This window comes from Yoonia sp. (assembly GCF_036770585.1).
GTDB lineage: Bacteria > Pseudomonadota > Alphaproteobacteria > Rhodobacterales > Rhodobacteraceae > Yoonia.
Genome location: NZ_DAIPIW010000052.1, coordinates 1 through 16,673, shown reverse-complemented (window position 1 = coordinate 16,673; position 16,673 = coordinate 1). Strand labels below are relative to the sequence as shown.

Genomic DNA, 16,673 nt, shown 5'->3' with positions numbered 1-16,673 from the left:
CGGGTGCTGAACAACCGCGAGGGGCGGCGTGTGGCCGTGATCGTCAATGACATGTCCGAAGTGAACATCGACGCCGATCTGGTGCGCGCGGATACCGAACTCAGCCGCACCGACGAGACGCTGGTAGAGATGTCCAACGGCTGCATCTGCTGCACGCTGCGCGATGATCTGCTGGCCGAGGTGCGCCGGCTCGCGGGGGAAGGGCGGTTCGACTACCTGCTGATCGAATCGACAGGGATTTCCGAGCCGCTGCCGGTGGCTGCCACCTTCGATTTCCGCGACGAGAACGGCGACAGCCTGTCGGATGTGGCACGCCTTGATACAATGGTCACTGTTGTCGATGCGGTGAATTTGCTGAATGACTACGCCTCGCACGACTTTCTGAGCGATCGGGGCGAGACGATGGGCGAGGCGGACGAGCGCACGCTGGTGCATCTTCTGACCGACCAGATCGAATTCGCCGATGTCGTGATTCTGAACAAGGTCAGCGATGCGGGTCCCGAAAAGGTGGATGCCGCGCGCAAGATCATCCGCAGTCTCAATGCCGATGCCGAGATCATCGAGACCGATCAATCGGTCGTGGCGGCGCAAAAGATCCTCGATACAGGGCTGTTTGATTTCGAGAAGGCGCATGAGCATCCGATGTGGGCGAAAGAGCTTTACGGCTTTGCCGATCACGTGCCCGAGACCGAGGAATACGGGGTCGCCTCCTTCGTCTACCGCGCCCGTTTGCCTTTCGTTCCCGAAAGTATCCTTGCGGTGCTGAACGGGCCGATGCCCGGTGTGATCCGCGCCAAGGGGCATTTCTGGATCGCGACGCGGCCGGACTGGGTGGCCGAGTATTCGCTGGCCGGTGCATTGTCCAGCGTCAAGCCGCTGGGCACATGGTGGGCCGCGGTCCCGCCCGCGCGCCAGCCGCAGAACGACACCGCCCGCGCCTATATGCAGGCCCATTGGCAAGAGCCTTGGGGGGATCGGCGGCAAGAGATCGTCTTCATCGGGGCGGGGATCGACTGGCCTGCGCTGAAAGCGCGGCTCGATGCCTGTCTGGTGCCCGCAGGGGCCACGACGGGGCCGGATGATCTGCCCGATTACCCCGATCCTTTCCCGCGTTGGGCGCGGTCCGGGACGGCGGCGTGACGCTCGCTGCCCTTGCCTCGCGTCATGCGACAAGACGCAACCTTGGCGAAACCGGCCTGCGGCGCAAGCGGCGGGCGCGTGATCCGATGGCGGTCTATGACCGGCTGCCGCCTGCCTTGCGCGGCTGGCTTGCCGCTGCCGCGCTACCATGGTCGCCGCAGTCGGCCTTGCGCATCTGGCAGAGGTGCCGCGCCAAGGGGCTGAGCGAGGCCGAGACGCTTGCGGCCTTGGCTGCCGCCCAAAGCCGCACGCTGGCGCGCGCAAGGATCACCTCCTGAGGATTGGCGCTTAGCCCCTTTCCCCCATCCGCCATCCATGCAATAGGGACGTGCCAACGCACCCACGCCACAGGAGACAGGTTGATGGAGATTCGCGAGGCACTTACCTTTGATGATGTATTGCTGGTCCCGGGGGCCTCGGCCGTGCTGCCCTCGACGGCGGATACGTCCACCTATGTCACCAAATCGATCAAGCTGAACATCCCGCTGTTGTCCTCGGCCATGGACACGGTGACCGAAAGCCGCATGGCGATTGCCATGGCGCAGGCGGGCGGCATGGGTGTGGTGCACAAGAACCTGTCGGTCGACGAACAGGCCAAGGAAATCCGGCGGGTCAAGCGTTTTGTCTCGGGCACGGTCTACAACCCCGTGACGCTGCGCCCCGACCAGACGCTGGCCGACGCCAAGGCCCTGATGGAGCGTTACCGCATCACCGGCTTTCCGGTGGTGGGCGCGGACGGCAAGATCGTCGGCATCGTCACCAACCGCGACATGCGCTTTGCGCAGGACGACAACACCCCCGTCAGCGTGATGATGACGACCGAGAATCTGGCGATGTTGCAGGAACCCGCCGATCTCGACGAGGCGCGCTCGCTGATGCAGGCGCGGCGGATCGAGAAGCTGCTGATCACCGACAAGACCGGCAAGCTGACCGGCCTTCTGACGCTGAAGGACAGCGAACAGGCGGTGCTGAACCCGATGGCCTGCAAGGATCACCTCGGCCGTTTGCGGGTCGCGGCGGCCACGGGTGTCGGCGATGCGGGGTTCGAACGCAGTCAGGCGCTGATCGATGCAGGCGTCGACATGATCGTGATCGATACCGCCCATGGTCATTCCGAGGGGGTCTCGCAAGCGGTCGAGCGGGTCAGGACGCTGTCGAACGCGGTGCAGATCGTCGCGGGCAATATCGCCACGGCCGAGGCCGCGCGCGCGCTGATCGGTGCGGGGGCGGATGCGGTGAAGGTCGGCATCGGTCCGGGGTCCATCTGCACCACGCGCATGGTCGCAGGCGTCGGTGTGCCGCAGCTGACGGCGATCATGGATTCGGTCGCCGGCGCGGGCGATGTGCCGGTGATCGCCGACGGCGGCATCAAGTTCTCGGGCGATTTCGCCAAGGCGATTGCGGCGGGGGCCTCTTGTGCGATGGTCGGCAGCATGATCGCGGGCACCGACGAAAGCCCCGGCGAGGTGATCCTCTATCAGGGCCGGTCGTTCAAATCCTATCGCGGGATGGGCAGCCTTGGTGCGATGGCCAGCGGATCCGCCGACCGGTATTTTCAGAAAGAGGCTGCCAGCGACAAGCTGGTGCCGGAAGGGATCGAGGGGCAGGTGCCCTACAAAGGCTCTGCCCATACGGTGATCCACCAGTTGGTCGGCGGGTTGCGCGCCGCGATGGGCTATACCGGCTGCGCGACGGTCGCCGAGATGCGCAAGAACTGCACTTTCGTCAAGATCACCGGCGCGGGGCTGAAGGAAAGCCATGTGCATGACGTGCAGATCACCCGCGAAAGCCCCAACTACCGGATCGGATAGGCCATGACGCCCGGTGCTCGGATTGCCGCGGCGATCGGGATCCTCGATGCGATCCGTGCAGGTGCGCCCGCCGAACAGGCGCTGACGGGCTGGGCGCGGGCCAGCCGCTTTGCCGGGTCCGGCGACCGTGCGGCGGTGCGCGATCATGTCTTCGATGTGCTGCGGTCGCGCCGGACCTTGGGGGATGGCGACGGGCGCAGCCTGATGCTGCAGCTTGCGATGCGCAAGGAGTGGGACATCGCCGCGCTGTTTTCCGGCGAGGGGCACGCCCCCGCCAAGCCTGACCCCTCCGAGATCGTCTTGCTGGACTGGCCGCCCGGTCCCATCGCCTGTGATATCCCAGACTGGCTCTGGCCCCTATGGGAGGAAAGCCTTGGGGCTGACGCCCTGCATGTCGCGCATGTCCTGCAAGAACGCGCGCCGGTGTTCTTGCGGGTCAATCTGCGGCGCGGCACGCGGGCGCAGGCGGCAGCGGCCTTGGCCGCCGAAGGGATCGAGACGGCGCCCCATCCGCAGCTGGCATCGGCGTTGCAGGTCACCGGCAACGCGCGGCGCGTCAAGACAGCCAGGGCCTATCAGACCGGGCTGGTCGAGCTGCAGGATGCGGCCTCGCAATGGGCGGTGGGGCTCTTGCCCCTGGCGCAGGCGGAGCGGGTTCTTGACTATTGTGCAGGCGGCGGCGGCAAGGCGCTGGCGATTGCGGATCTATGCACCGCGAAGGTCCATGCCCATGACATCGCCCCGGCGCGGATGCGGGATCTGCCCGCCCGTGCGGCGCGGGCAGGGGTGACGATCAGCATGGTCGAGAGTGCTGCTGTCGCGGATCACGCGCCCTATGATCTGGTGTTCTGCGACGCGCCCTGTTCGGGGTCGGGCACATGGCGGCGGACACCGGATGCCAAGTGGCGATTGACGCAAGGTAGCCTCGATCAGCTTTTGCGGTCTCAGGATGACGTTCTTGCCGCAGTGCAAGCTCTGGTGGGCAGCGACGGAGTCCTTGCCTATGCGACCTGTTCGGTCCTGACTTGCGAGAATGACGCAAGGATAGCGGCCTTCTGTTCCGCCTTTCCCGATTGGGGTGTCGTCTTTCAGCAGACCCGACTGCCCGACGCCGAGGGAGACGGCTTTTTTCTGGCGATCCTGAGACGCAACTTGTGATTGATTCTTCCTCAAATCCATGATCCGTTAGGATTGCGTTAACCTTTCTGCGGTTGGGTGAAGTGTCTGTCCGGGGAAGGCCTGTGCGTCATAAATTAGTCAGTCTTGGTGCGTCTCGCCTGCGGTCTTTGGTCTGGTTGCTTGTGCTGGCCGCCTTCGGTGGTGCCGCGATTACCGGCGGGCTGGACGAAACGCATGCCCTAGACACGATTGCGGCCTTCGCCCTGGTCTTTCTGCTGGCGGTGCTTGCGGGTCTTGCGGCCCATCGCATCTATCGCCATCAGGCGGCGGTCAGTCGCCGTGTGGCGGCGGCGGCCATCGCGTTATGCGATGAGATCTGCTTTGTCACCGACAGGCACCGCAGGGTTGCAGGTGCCAGCCGCGGCGCGGCGATGGTCTTTGGGGCGGCCATTGCCGCCGATATGGACACGGTCTTTGCCGGCACTCTGGCAGAGCCTGCGCGCGTTTTCAGCCAATTGACCGACACGGCCTGCGGGCTTGCCGGCCCGATGGACCCGGCCGAGGCGACGGCGGGCCAATACCGCTTCAGCCTGCGCACCGTCAGCCCCGATTGCCTGCTCTGGACCTGCACCCCCGCCCAGCCGTCGCTTGACGTTCCCCGGCTGCCCGTGGGGCTGCCCGCCATGATCGGGGACGGGCAGGGCGCGGTGCTTGCGGCGAACGATGCGCTGACCGATCTTCTTGGCGAGACCCCGACGCAAATCAGCGCGATTCTGGACGCATCAGAGGTGACGGACGGCAAGATTGCCGCCGTCAGGACGCAGGCCGGATTGCAGGACTACCTGTGCAGCACCTTTCCCGCCGCAGGGGCAGAGGGGGACCGCATCATCCTTTTGACCCGTCCTGCGGCGATGCCGCCGCGCGCGCCGGAATGGGACACGATCGAAGATCTGCCGGTGCCGCTGTTGAAGGTGACCGAAGACGGGCGTCTGGCGGCATCCAACCGCGAGGCGCGCAAGCTGCTGCAGATCCCGGCGTCCGAGGGGCGGCGTCTGGCGGACGTTCTCGAAGGGCCGGGCCGCCCGATCAACGACTGGCTGTCAGAGGCGGTGCGCGGGCAGGGGATGCATGTGTCGGAATTCCTGCGTGGCCGTGGCGAAAACCGCGAGACCTTCGTTCAGGTCACCCTCAGCGCTGCCGACACCGGCGACGACCGCCATCTGATTGCGGTGCTCAACGACGTGACGGAACTGAAAACGCTCGAAGCGCAATTCGTGCAAAGCCAGAAGATGCAGGCCATCGGCCAGCTTGCGGGCGGGGTGGCGCATGACTTCAACAACCTGCTGACGGCGATTTCCGGCCATTGCGACCTTCTGCTGCTGCGCCATGACGAGGGGCATCAGGACTATGCGGACCTGATCCAGATCCACCAGAACTCGAATCGCGCGGCGGGACTTGTCGGACAGCTTCTGGCGTTTTCGCGCAAGCAGAACCTGCAGCTCGAGATCATCGACGTGCGCGAAACGCTGGCGCATCTGACGCATCTTCTGAACCGGCTGGTGGGCGAGAAAGTGCGCCTGACGCTGGAACACGACACGCTGCTGGGACCGATCCGCGCAGACCGGCGCCAGTTGGAACAGGTGCTGATGAACCTTGTGGTCAATGCCCGCGATGCGATGCAGGGGGCGGGCGAAATCCGCGTGGTGACCAACAACATGACCCTTGCCTCGGTCATGCGCAAGGACCGCGCCGAGGTGCCGCCCGGGGACTACGTGGTCGTCAATGTCATCGACAAGGGCTGCGGGATCCCGCCCGACAAGCTGACCAAGATCTTCGAGCCCTTCTACACCACCAAGCGCACCGGCGAGGGGACGGGCCTTGGCCTGTCAACGGTCTACGGCATCGTCAAACAGACCGGCGGCTTCGTCTTCGTGGAAAGCGAACTGGGCAAGGGCACCACCTTTTCGCTGCTCTTTCCGCAGCAAAAGACCGATCTTCCCAAGGCCGTGGGCCTGCCGCCCGCCGCCAATGCGCCGCAGCTTGGCCACCCGGCCGACGGCGTTGTCCTGCTGGTCGAGGATGAGGCACCGGTGCGGGCCTTTGCCTCGCGCGCGTTGCGGCTGAAGGGCTATACCGTCCTCGAGGCCGATTGCGCCGAGGCGGCGCTGGATATGCTGGCAGCGGGTGACCTGCACGTCGATGTCTTCGTCACCGATGTGATCATGCCGGGCATGGATGGGCCGACATGGGTGCGGCAGGCGCTGGGTCAGCGGCCCGAAACCAAGGTCGTCTTCGTATCCGGCTACCCCGAGGATGCCTTCGAGGACGGCGAGGAACCGATTTCGAACGCGGTCTTCCTGCCCAAGCCGTTTTCGCTGAACGCGCTGACCCGGACCGTGCAGTCCCAGCTTCTGCGCGAGCCGGAGGACGCCTGAGGCAGGGCCGGCTAACCCTGCGTCAGCGCCACCAGATGCGCCGCCGAACCTGTAAGCGCGGCATAGTCGTCTTCGATCACATGGACGGCGAAATTGCCCATGAACCCCGCAAAGCGGCCCTTGTCGCGGAACGCCTCGCCAAAGCCGAAGGTGCCCAGATGCGGGGCAAAGGCGCGGGCGACGCCGCCTGCCAGATAGACCCCGCCGAAGGGCAGTTGGATCAGCGCGAGATTGCCGCAGACCGTGCCCAGAATGCGGGTGAAAAGCTGGGCTGCGGCCACCGCGCGCGGGTCCGTGTCATCGTCCAGCGCGGCCATGATGTCCTTGGCGGCCAGTTCCCTGGGATCCTCGGCCTCTTGTCCCAGAAAGGCATAGACCCGTTCCAGCCCGCGCCCCGAGAGCACATCCTCGACCGCCGGAAACCCGTGCGCGGTCGAGACGTAGTTGCAAAGCCGCAATTCCAGCTCGTTGCGGATCGGCAGGTTGGCATGGCCGCTTTCCGAGGGTGTCACGACGCGGCCATGGTCAAGATCGAAGACCGGGGCGGCATTGAAGCCGGTGCCCACGCCGATGACCAGTTTGGCGGCGGTCGCGCGGTCGTCGGGTCCGGCCAGAACGGTGCGGATATTGGCGGGATCGATATATCCCAGCGCGTGCCCCTGCGCCTGAAGGTCATTCAGGATCGCCACGGTCTCGGCCCTGGTGGCGCGGGCGAGCGTGTCCTTGTCCATCGCCCAGTCGAGATTGGTCATCGTCGCGCGCCCCTCGCGGACCGGACCGGCCACGGCGATGCAGGCGGCGATCGGGTCCACGCCGCCCTCGTCCTCGATGTATTGCCGCAGGACGGATTCAAGCCCGGGAAATTGCGTGTTGGCGTAGCGCCGGATCGTGCCATCGACGAGCCGCCGCCCTTCGGCCAAAGCGACGCGGGTATTCGTGCCGCCGATATCGGCGACCAGCGAATAGGTGTTTTTGGGGTGGGCCATGGCTTAGTCCTTGCGGGCAATCGCGGATTTGAGCGCGTGATAGGACGCTTTGGGCGTGCGCTTCAAGGTCTCGAAGTCCACATGGACCATGCCGAACCGCTTTTCATAGCCGAAAGCCCATTCGTAATTGTCCAGAAGCGACCAGTAGAAGAAGCCCCGCACATTCGCGCCATCCGCGATGGCCTGCTTTGCGGCAAGGATATGGTCGGAGGCGAACTTGAGACGCACCTGATCGTAGACCGCGCCGTTTTCGACCTCGTCCGCCCATGCCATGCCGTTCTCGGTCACATAGATCGGCATGTCGCCGACATAGTCGCGGGCCATGCGGGTCAGCGTGGCATGCAGGCCTTTGGGGAAGATCTCCCAGCCCATCTGGGTCTTCTCGCCGGGGCCTTCCTGGCCTGCGATATGCGGCCAGACGCCATCGGGGTCGGCGCCAAAGAGGTTGCGGGTATAGTAATTCACCCCCAGAAAATCCATCGGCTGGCTGATCTGCGCCATATCGTCCTGCCAGTTGGCGGGCATATGCGGTGCGAGACCTGCCAGCGCCTCTTTGGGGTAGGTGCCTTTGGTGATGGCTTCGATGAACCAGCGGTTGAAGATCGCGTCGGCGGTGGTCGCGGCCGTTCGGGCGGCTGGGGTGTCGTCGCTCGCCTCGACATGGGCGAAGTTCAGCACCACGCCGCAGTTGGTCATCCCCTTGGCGCGCAGCCGCGACAGGCCGATCCCATGGGCAAGGTTGATATGGTGCATCGCGCGGGCGGTGGCGCGGATGTCGCGCAGGCCCGGCGCGTGATGCCCCAGGAAATGAGACAGATAGGACACGCACCACGGTTCGTTGATGGTCGCTATGGTCTCCACCCGGTCGCCGATCCGGTCGGTGATCACATCGACGAAATCCCCGAAGGCCGCGCAGGTGTCGCGGTTCATCCAGCCGCCCTTGTCGGCCAGCGCCGCTGGCAGTTCCCAGTGATAGAGCGTCTGAAAGGGTTTCAGCCCGCGCGCCAGCATGGCATCGACCAGACGGTCGTAAAAGTCGAGACCCTGCGCATTGACTGTCCGCCCGTCCGGCATGACCCGCGCCCAGCTTGTCGAAAAGCGGTAGGCGTCGAAATTGCCGTCTTGCAGAAGATCGAGGTCCTCGGCGTAGCGGTGGTAGTGGTCGCAGGCGATGGCCCCGTCCTCGGCGCGGACGACATTGCCGGGGCCCTTGGCGAAGGTGTCCCAATGGGTCGGGCCCGCGCCGCCGTAGCTGTGGCCTTCGATCTGGTAGGCAGCGGTCGCGGCCCCGAAGAGAAAGCCCTCGGGGAAGTCGGTGCGTTTGAAGTCCATGGTTTCAGTCCTTTCGCGGGGCAGGGCCGGTCGAATCCCCCACCACCAGTTCAGCTTCCAGCAATTCCTGCTGGTGCGGGCCTTCGGGAGCCGCGATCCGCCCCAGAAGCATTTGCGCCAGTCGCCGCCCCGCCTCGCGCACGGACGAGCGGGTGGCGGTGAAGATCGGCGTTTCGCCGCCGTTTTGCAGGTAGGACAGCACGTCATCATGCGTGACGACCGAGACATCCCGGCCCATTTTCAGGCCGCGCTCTTCGATTGCGCGGCGCGCGCCAAGGGCGCTGACCAGCGACGAACAGAGAACCGCCGTGGGCGGATCAGCGGCGCCAAGCATCGAGCGCATCGATTCATAGCCGAAGACTTCGGTCATCTCGCCAGATGCCATCAGCGTTGGATCGACCGGAATATCCTTGGCCATCAGGGCCGAGGCATAGCCCGCGCGCCTGCGGTCGGCGAAGTCCATATACTCCAGCCCGTTGACCAGCGCGATCCGGCGGTGGCCGAGGTCGATCAGGAAATCGGTTGCCCGCTCGAAGGCGCGGCGGTTGTTGACGTCAAGCCATGTGTAGGGCGTCTTGCACCCCGAGGCGCGGCCGTGCACCGCAAAGGGCATGCCGATCTTCTGCAGGTAGGGGATGCGGACGTCGTTCATGCGCGGCGCATGCAGGACGACCCCGTCCACCGCGCGGCGGCGCCACATGTTGTCATAGACTTTCTGTTCATCCGCGTCCGCCACGACCGCGAGAACCATCTCGTAGCCTTCGCGCGAATAGGTTTCGCCCGCACCTGCGATGAAGTCGCCGAAGACGGGGTTTACCATCTCGTGCCGGGTCGAAATCGGGATGACGTGGCCGATCGCCAGCGCACGCCCGGTCGCCAGCCCCTTGGCGCGGTTGGAGGGGCTGTAGTTGAAGGCTTTCGCCGCGGCCTCGACCCGTCTGCGCGTCGCATCGCTGACCTCGGGATAGCCGTTCAGCGCGCGGCTGACGGTGGTCTGGCTGAGCCCGAGATTCTTGGAGAGTTCCTTCAAATTCATGTCAGCAGGCGTCGTTCAAAGCGCTTTCAAAAGTGACGGGCAGAGCCGATGAACCGGCATGACCGCCGGTGGCGTAATCGTTTCAGTATCATATTACCGCTGATTTCCAAGCCAATTTATTCACCAGTCACCCTTGTTAAACCTTTATTGACAGGCGCTAACATTTCTCGGAATGTGGCGGTATCCAAAGCGCTTTGAGGTTGATTCCAAAGTGCTACTTGATGTGTTAGCATCTGGGTATCGAAGAACTCGCGCCTGATGGCGCATAGGGAGGAAACTTATGAAAATGAAACTGTATGCCACTGCGGCAACGGTTGCCTTGACGGCTGGCGCTGTCAGCGCTGACGGGCATCTTGTCTTTGCTCCGGGCGAAGGCCCGTTCAGCTGGGACGCCTATGCGGAATGGGCGGCCAATGCACCTGACCTGTCGGGTCAGAGCGTCACGGTCTTCGGCCCATGGCTGAGCCCCGAAGACGATATCTTCCGGTCGATGATCGCCTATTTCACCGATGCGACCGGTGCCAATGTCACCTACACCGGGTCCGATGGCTTCGAGCAGCAGATCGTGATCGACGCCGAAGCCGGCAGCCCGCCGAACATCGCCGTCTTCCCGCAACCCGGTCTGGCCGCGAACATGGCCTCGCAGGGGCTGCTGGCGCCGCTGGGTGACGACATGGCCGCTTGGGTCGGTGAAAACTACGCCGCCGGTCAGTCCTGGGTCGATCTGGGCACCTACGCCGATGCGAACGGCGAGAACCAGTTCTACGGCTTCTTCTACAACGTGAACGTCAAGTCGCTGGTCTGGTATGTGCCCGAAAACTTCGAGGACGCGGGCTACGACATTCCCGAGACGATGGAAGACCTGATCGCTTTGTCCGAGCAGATCATCGACGATGGCGGCACGCCATGGTGCATCGGTCTGGGGTCGGGTCCTGCGACGGGCTGGCCTGCGACCGACTGGATCGAAGACATCATGCTGCGCACCCAGTCGCCCGAAACCTATGACGCCTGGGTCACGAACGAACTGCCGTTCAACTCGCCCGAGGTGATCAACGCGCTCGAGACCTTCGGCTTCTTTGCCAAGAACGACGCGATGGTTGCAGGCGGGTCCGCTGCGGTCGGTTCGACCGACTTCCGCGACAGCCCTGCCGGTCTCTTCACCTCGCCGCCACAGTGCTACATGCACAAGCAGGCGTCCTTCATCCCGGCCTTCATGCCTGATGGCGTCGAGATCGGTGTGGATGCGGACTTCTTCTACTTCCCATCCTTCGCGTCCGAGGATCTGGGCAACCCGGTTCTTGGCGGTGGCACACTGATGGCGGTGACCAATGCGTCCGACGCCACGATGGCCTTCATAGAGTTCCTCCAGCAGCCGCTGGCGCATGAGGTGATGATGGCACAGACAGGCTTCCTGACACCGCATTCCGGTGTGAACCTCGACGCCTATGCCGATGCGACGCTGCGCGGTCAGGGTGAAATCCTGCTGAACTCGACCACCTTCCGCTTTGACGGTTCCGACCTGATGCCGGGTGCTGTCGGTGCGGGCTCGTTCTGGACCGGTATGGTCGACTTTGTCGGTGGTGCATCGGCCGAGGACGTTGCCAATGCGATCCAGACAAGCTGGGACGCCATCAAGTAAGGCAGCCTTCCGATCATCGGAGCGCATAAAAGATCGGTCCGGACGGCCCTGTGTCGTCCGGACCCTTCGCGGCCCTTCATGGCTGCGTCAGATGGATTGCTGCGGGGGAGGGAGCCATGCATCCAGCATTAGCGGGACTTATCACAATCATTGTCGGTGTGGGGGGCTGTGTCGGCTACTTCTACGGGGCCAACCTGCTGCTCGACAAGGTATTGTTCAAACCCACTGGGCCGAACGCGGGGCGCAACATCAACCGCGCCAATATGATCCGGCCCTGGATTTTCCTGTTTCCGGCGATGTTCGCCCTTGGCCTCTATCTGGCCTATCCGGTCTTCGCGACCCTGCGGCTGAGCTTTATGGAAAGGTTGCCCGGCAACCAATACGCCTTTGTCGGGTTCGATAACTACACCAGGATGTTCGCAGAGCCGAAATTCCGCGAGGCCATGGTGAACAACGTTTTGTGGCTGATTGTGGTGCCGGCCGCGGCGACGAGTTTCGGGTTGCTGGCAGCCCAGCTGACCGACCGCCTGCGCTGGGGCAATATCGCCAAGTCCATCGTCTTCATGCCGATGGCGATTTCCTTCGTTGGTGCGGCGGTGATCTTCAAACTGGTCTACGAGGCCCGTCCCGTGGACGTGGCGCAGATCGGTATCCTGAACCATCTCTACCTGACCTTCGGCGGCGAGACCCCGAAACAATGGTTGCAAATCCCCTTCTGGAACAGTTTCTTCCTGATGGCCGTGCTGATCTGGATCCAGACCGGTTTTGCCATGGTGATCCTCTCTGCCGCTCTGCGCGGCATTCCCGAGGAAACCGTCGAGGCGGCGATCATCGACGGGGCGAACCCGTTCCAGATCTTCTTCAAGATCAAGATCCCGCAGATCATGTCCACGATCGTGGTGGTCTGGACGACGATTACCATTGCGACCCTCAAGGTCTTCGACATCGTCTTCGCGATGACAAATGGCCAGTGGGAGACTCAGGTTCTGGCCAACTACATGTATGACAAGCTGTTCCGCGCCAACGACTGGGGCATGGGCTCGGCTGCGGCGATGATCATCATGCTGATGGTGACGCCGATCCTTGTCTGGAACGTCTACAATGCCCGTAAGGAGATGCGCTGATGGATGGTATATCTGGACAGAAGCCCGCCGTTGTCTGGGCGCTGAATATCTCGGTCGTCCTACTGGTCGTCTTGTGGCTGTTCCCGACGCTGGGTCTTTTCGTGTCGTCCTTCCGGACCAGTGACCAGATCACCGCCTCGGGCTGGTGGTCGGCGATGTTTTCCGCCGAACAGACCTTGCAGATCCGCGCCGCTGCGCCCGACGACAACCGGGTCGAGATCTCGCCCGGTGTCTTCGTGGTCGAGGGAAACCTGTTCGGGGACGAGGCGTTCAGCGGTGAAATCCGTGGCTTCGGCCTGACGACACGGGACCTTGGTGCCTTTCAACCCGGTGAGACCGCCGATATGGGCGATGGCGAAAGCTTTACGCTGAATGCCGACGGATCCTATATCTGGCAGGGCAACGACGATCAGATCAGCGGGCGCGCGCAGCGGGTCTTTGTGGATGCGGTGACGCCGCCCGAATTCACGCTGGACAACTACAGGTTCGTCCTGTTCGACGAGAGCAACTCGGAAGGGATGGCCAAGGCGTTTTTCAACACGCTGACGGTCGTGATCCCCGCGACGATCATTCCGATCCTGATTGCGGCCTTCGCGGCCTATGCGCTGGCCTGGATGGATTTTCCGGGGCGGGCGCTTCTGATCGCCGCCGTGGTCGGGTTGCTGGTGGTGCCGCTGCAACTGGCGCTGATCCCGCTCTTGTCGCTGCACAATTCGATCGGCATCGGCAAGGGATACCTGGGGGTCTGGCTGGCGCATACCGGATTTGGTCTGCCTTTGGCGATCTACCTTTTGCGCAACTACATGGTCGGCCTGCCGCGTGACATCATCGAGAACGCCAAGGTGGACGGCGCGTCGGACTTTCAGATCTTCACCAAGATCATCCTGCCGCTGTCCTTCCCGGCGCTGGCGTCTTTCGCGATCTTCCAGTTCCTGTGGACATGGAACGATCTGCTGGTGGCGCTGGTGTTCCTGATCGACGCCTCGGGTCAGACCACGGTGATGACCAAGCAGATCGTCGAGCTGCTGGGCACGCGCGGCGGCGACTGGGAAATCCTCGCCACTTCGGCCTTCGTGTCGATCGCGGTGCCGCTGGCGGTCTTCTTTGCGATGCAGAAATACCTTGTGCGCGGCTTGCTCGCGGGCTCGGTCAAATAGTGAACCTTGTGCCCCGGGCTTGACCCGGGGCCTCCAATCGCGGCCGAAATGAGGTCCCGGATCAGGTCCGGGACGCGTGTCGCAAAACGGGAAAGAACGACGACGATGACGACGGCTTTGGCCCCTCACACGGAAATGGCGATTGACCACGACTGGTGGCGTGGAGCGGTGATCTATCAGATCTACCCGCGCAGCTTTCAGGACAGCAATGGCGACGGCGTGGGCGACCTTCTGGGGATCGTGCAGCGCTTGCCCTATATCGCCTCGCTGGGTGTCGATGCGATATGGATCTCGCCCTTCTTCATGTCGCCGATGAAGGACTTCGGCTATGATGTCAGCGATTATTGCGACGTCGATCCGATGTTCGGAACGCTGGCCGACTTTGATGCGGTCGTGGATACCGCGCACCGTCTGGGCATCCGCGTGATGATCGACCTTGTGCTCAGCCATACCAGCGACCAGCACCCCTGGTTCGTCGAAAGCCGTGCGACCCGCGACAATCCCAAGGCCAACTGGTATGTCTGGGCCGACCCCAAGCCCGATGGCACGCCGCCCAACAACTGGCTGTCTATCTTCGGCGGGTCGGGCTGGCAGTGGGACACGCGGCGCGAGCAATATTACCTGCACAACTTCCTGACCTCGCAGCCGGACCTGAACTTTCACGAGCCGCAGGTGCAAGAGGCGCTGCTGGATGTGGCGCGGTTCTGGCTGAACCGTGGCTGTGATGGCTTTCGGCTAGATACGATCAATTTCTACATTCACGACAAGCAGTTGCGGGACAACCCGCCCTTGCCCAAGGAAAGGCGCAACGCCAATATCGCGCCCTCGGTGAACCCCTATAACCATCAGGAACATCTCTACGACAAGAACCAGCCCGAGAACCTTGATTTCCTGCGCAAATTGCGCGCCGTGATGGAGCCTTTCGGGGCTGCCGCCGTGGGCGAGGTGGGCGATGCGCAGCGCGGCCTCGAGATCATGGGGCAGTATACGGCCGGCGATGATCTGATGCAGATGTGCTATGCTTTCGAGTTTCTCGCCGCCGAGCAGCCGACCGCCAAGCGGATTGTCGATGTCATGCACGAGGTGGATGAAAAGGCATCCGAAGGCTGGGCCTGCTGGGCGTTTTCGAACCACGACGTGATGCGCCATGCCAGCCGCTGGAACCTGACGCCCGCGGCGCAGCGGATGTTCACCACGCTGATCATGTGCCTGCGCGGGTCGGTCTGCCTCTATCAGGGCGAAGAGTTGGGCCTGCCCGAGGCGGATGTGGCCTTCGAGGATCTGCAAGACCCTTACGGCATCCAGTTCTGGCCCGAATACAAGGGCCGCGACGGCTGCCGGACGCCGATGGTCTGGGAACCCAGCAACCAGAACGGCGGTTTTTCGACGGCCAAGCCGTGGTTGCCGGTCTCGTCCGAGCATCTGCACATGGCCGCCGCCGTGCAGGAAGACGACCCCGGCGCGCTGATCCATCACTACCGCAAGGCCATCGCCTTCCGGCGGTCGCATGAGGCGCTGAGCATCGGTGGTCACAGCGCCATCAAATCCTATGGCGATGTCGTCTATTTCACGCGGACCCATGGCGCGCAGGAAATCCTCTGCGCCTTCAATGTCAGCGATACGCCGTCCGACTTCGATCTGCCCGCAGGCGAATGGACGCCGATCGGGGCCGAACTGGGCAGCGCACAACCATCTGCAGACGGGAGACTGCACTTCGGGCCGTGGCAGGTATGCCTTGCGCACAAGCTATGATTCTGAGGGAGGGACCACATGGCTGATCTGAAACTGACGGATGTCGCCAAGACATATGGGGGCACCGTCGATGTCCTTAAACATATCGACCTCGACATCAAGAAGGGCGAGCTGATCGTCTTTGTTGGGCCTTCGGGCTGCGGGAAGTCCACGCTTTTGCGCATGATCGCGGGGCTGGAGAAGATCACCGGTGGCACATTGGAAATCGATGGCGTCGTGGTGAACGATGTCCCGCCCGCACAGCGCGGCATCGCGATGGTGTTCCAGTCCTACGCGCTCTATCCGCACATGACGGTGAAGGACAACATGTCCTTCGCGCTGAAGCTGGCCAAGAAATCGCAGGCCGAGATCGACGAGGCGGTGAACCGCGCCGCCCAGATCCTGCAACTGGACGAGTATCTTGACCGTCTGCCCAAGGCGCTTTCGGGTGGTCAGCGCCAGCGTGTGGCGATTGGCCGGTCGATCGTGCGCGACCCCAAGGTCTATCTCTTCGACGAGCCGCTGTCGAACCTCGACGCCGCGCTGCGCGTGGCGACACGGATCGAGATCGCGCAGCTCAAGGAATCGATGCCCGACAGCACGATGATCTATGTGACCCATGACCAGGTCGAGGCGATGACACTGGCGACCCGCATCGTGGTGCTGGCCAACAAGGGCATCGCGCAGGTCGGCTCGCCTCTGGAACTTTATGAGCGCCCCGAGAATGAATTTGTGGCGCAATTCATCGGCTCGCCCGCGATGAACCTGCTGGCGGGCGAGATCGTCGGCACGGGGGCCGAGACGACGATCAAGCTGGCCGGTGGCTGCACGACCAAATCGGCCGTGCCCACGACCGAAGCCGATATGGGCCTGAAGGTGAATGTCGGCATCCGCCCCGAGGACATGATCGAGACCGAGGGCGATGACTACGCCTTCGAGGGCAAGGTGAACATCACCGAGGCTCTGGGCGAGGTGACGCTGCTTTATTTCGACAAGGTCGGCGACAATGACGCGGTGATCGGCAAGCTGCCGGGCATCCACGCCGACCTGCGCGGCAAGGCGGTGCGGATGAAGGCGGCACCAGCCAAGGTGCAGGTCTTCCACAACGGGCAGTCGCTTTACTATCGGTAAGCTAACCTGCCTCCCGCAACGAAAACGCCGCT

The 16,673-nt window shown here is 63.4% G+C and carries 13 protein-coding genes; 10 read left to right on the top strand and 3 right to left on the bottom strand.

What is annotated here, in order from left to right; genetic code table 11:
- The 5 genes from V7N12_RS10070 to V7N12_RS10050 form a co-directional block, all read left to right on the top strand.
- Positions 1-1,140 (top strand): GTP-binding protein (locus V7N12_RS10070; RefSeq protein ID WP_333714394.1); only part of this gene is annotated, 1,140 nt, incomplete at its 5' end.
- Positions 1,137-1,418 carry a DUF6525 family protein gene (locus tag V7N12_RS10065; RefSeq protein WP_333714393.1) on the top strand — a complete coding sequence of 94 codons (282 nt, stop codon included), beginning with the start codon at positions 1,137-1,139 and terminating at the stop codon, positions 1,416-1,418. The genes V7N12_RS10070 and V7N12_RS10065, both read left to right, overlap by 4 nt.
- Before the next feature lie 84 nt (positions 1,419-1,502).
- Entirely contained in the window at positions 1,503-2,951 is a 1,449-nt protein-coding gene (guaB, locus tag V7N12_RS10060) for an IMP dehydrogenase (protein ID WP_333714392.1), read from the top strand.
- Between the two features lie 3 nt (positions 2,952-2,954).
- On the top strand, positions 2,955-4,109 hold the full coding sequence (locus V7N12_RS10055; protein WP_333714391.1) for an RsmB/NOP family class I SAM-dependent RNA methyltransferase: 1,155 nt from the start codon (positions 2,955-2,957) through the stop codon (positions 4,107-4,109).
- A gap of 83 nt (positions 4,110-4,192) precedes the next feature.
- Positions 4,193-6,505 (top strand): ATP-binding protein, encoded by a 2,313-nt coding sequence (locus tag V7N12_RS10050; RefSeq protein WP_333714390.1) that lies wholly within the window; start codon positions 4,193-4,195, stop codon positions 6,503-6,505.
- 11 nt (positions 6,506-6,516) lie between these two features.
- Here V7N12_RS10050 and V7N12_RS10045 read toward each other — a convergent pair whose 3' ends face one another.
- The 3 genes from V7N12_RS10045 to V7N12_RS10035 are packed head-to-tail and all read right to left on the bottom strand — an operon-like array spanning position 6,517 to position 9,859.
- A complete protein-coding gene (locus V7N12_RS10045) occupies positions 6,517-7,491 on the bottom strand; it encodes a glucokinase (protein ID WP_333714389.1) in 975 nt (324 codons plus the stop codon).
- A 3-nt stretch (positions 7,492-7,494) separates the two neighbouring features.
- Positions 7,495-8,823, bottom strand: coding sequence for a GH1 family beta-glucosidase (locus tag V7N12_RS10040; RefSeq protein WP_333714388.1), 1,329 nt, complete (start codon positions 8,821-8,823; stop codon positions 7,495-7,497).
- A 4-nt stretch (positions 8,824-8,827) separates the two neighbouring features.
- The gene (locus V7N12_RS10035; protein WP_333714387.1) at positions 8,828-9,859 is read right to left on the bottom strand and encodes a substrate-binding domain-containing protein; all 1,032 of its coding nucleotides are present in this window, start codon (positions 9,857-9,859) and stop codon (positions 8,828-8,830) included.
- 280 nt (positions 9,860-10,139) lie between these two features.
- Between V7N12_RS10035 and V7N12_RS10030 the strand changes: the two genes are divergently transcribed.
- The 5 genes from V7N12_RS10030 (at position 10,140) to V7N12_RS10010 (ending at position 16,641) form a co-directional block, all read left to right on the top strand.
- Positions 10,140-11,498, top strand: a complete 1,359-nt coding sequence (locus tag V7N12_RS10030) for an ABC transporter substrate-binding protein (protein ID WP_333714386.1) — start codon at positions 10,140-10,142, stop codon at positions 11,496-11,498.
- Between the two features lie 116 nt (positions 11,499-11,614).
- A complete protein-coding gene (locus V7N12_RS10025; protein ID WP_333714385.1) occupies positions 11,615-12,622 on the top strand; it encodes a carbohydrate ABC transporter permease in 1,008 nt (335 codons plus the stop codon).
- Entirely contained in the window at positions 12,622-13,779 is a 1,158-nt protein-coding gene (locus V7N12_RS10020) for a carbohydrate ABC transporter permease (protein WP_333714384.1), read from the top strand. Before V7N12_RS10025 ends, V7N12_RS10020 begins: the two co-directional genes overlap by 1 nt.
- A 135-nt stretch (positions 13,780-13,914) precedes the next feature.
- Positions 13,915-15,531, top strand: a complete 1,617-nt coding sequence (locus tag V7N12_RS10015; RefSeq protein ID WP_333714396.1) for an alpha-glucosidase — start codon at positions 13,915-13,917, stop codon at positions 15,529-15,531.
- 18 nt (positions 15,532-15,549) lie between these two features.
- Complete coding sequence (locus tag V7N12_RS10010; protein WP_333714383.1) at positions 15,550-16,641, top strand: ABC transporter ATP-binding protein; 1,092 nt, start codon at positions 15,550-15,552, stop codon at positions 16,639-16,641.
- Positions 16,642-16,673 lie beyond the last annotated feature (32 nt).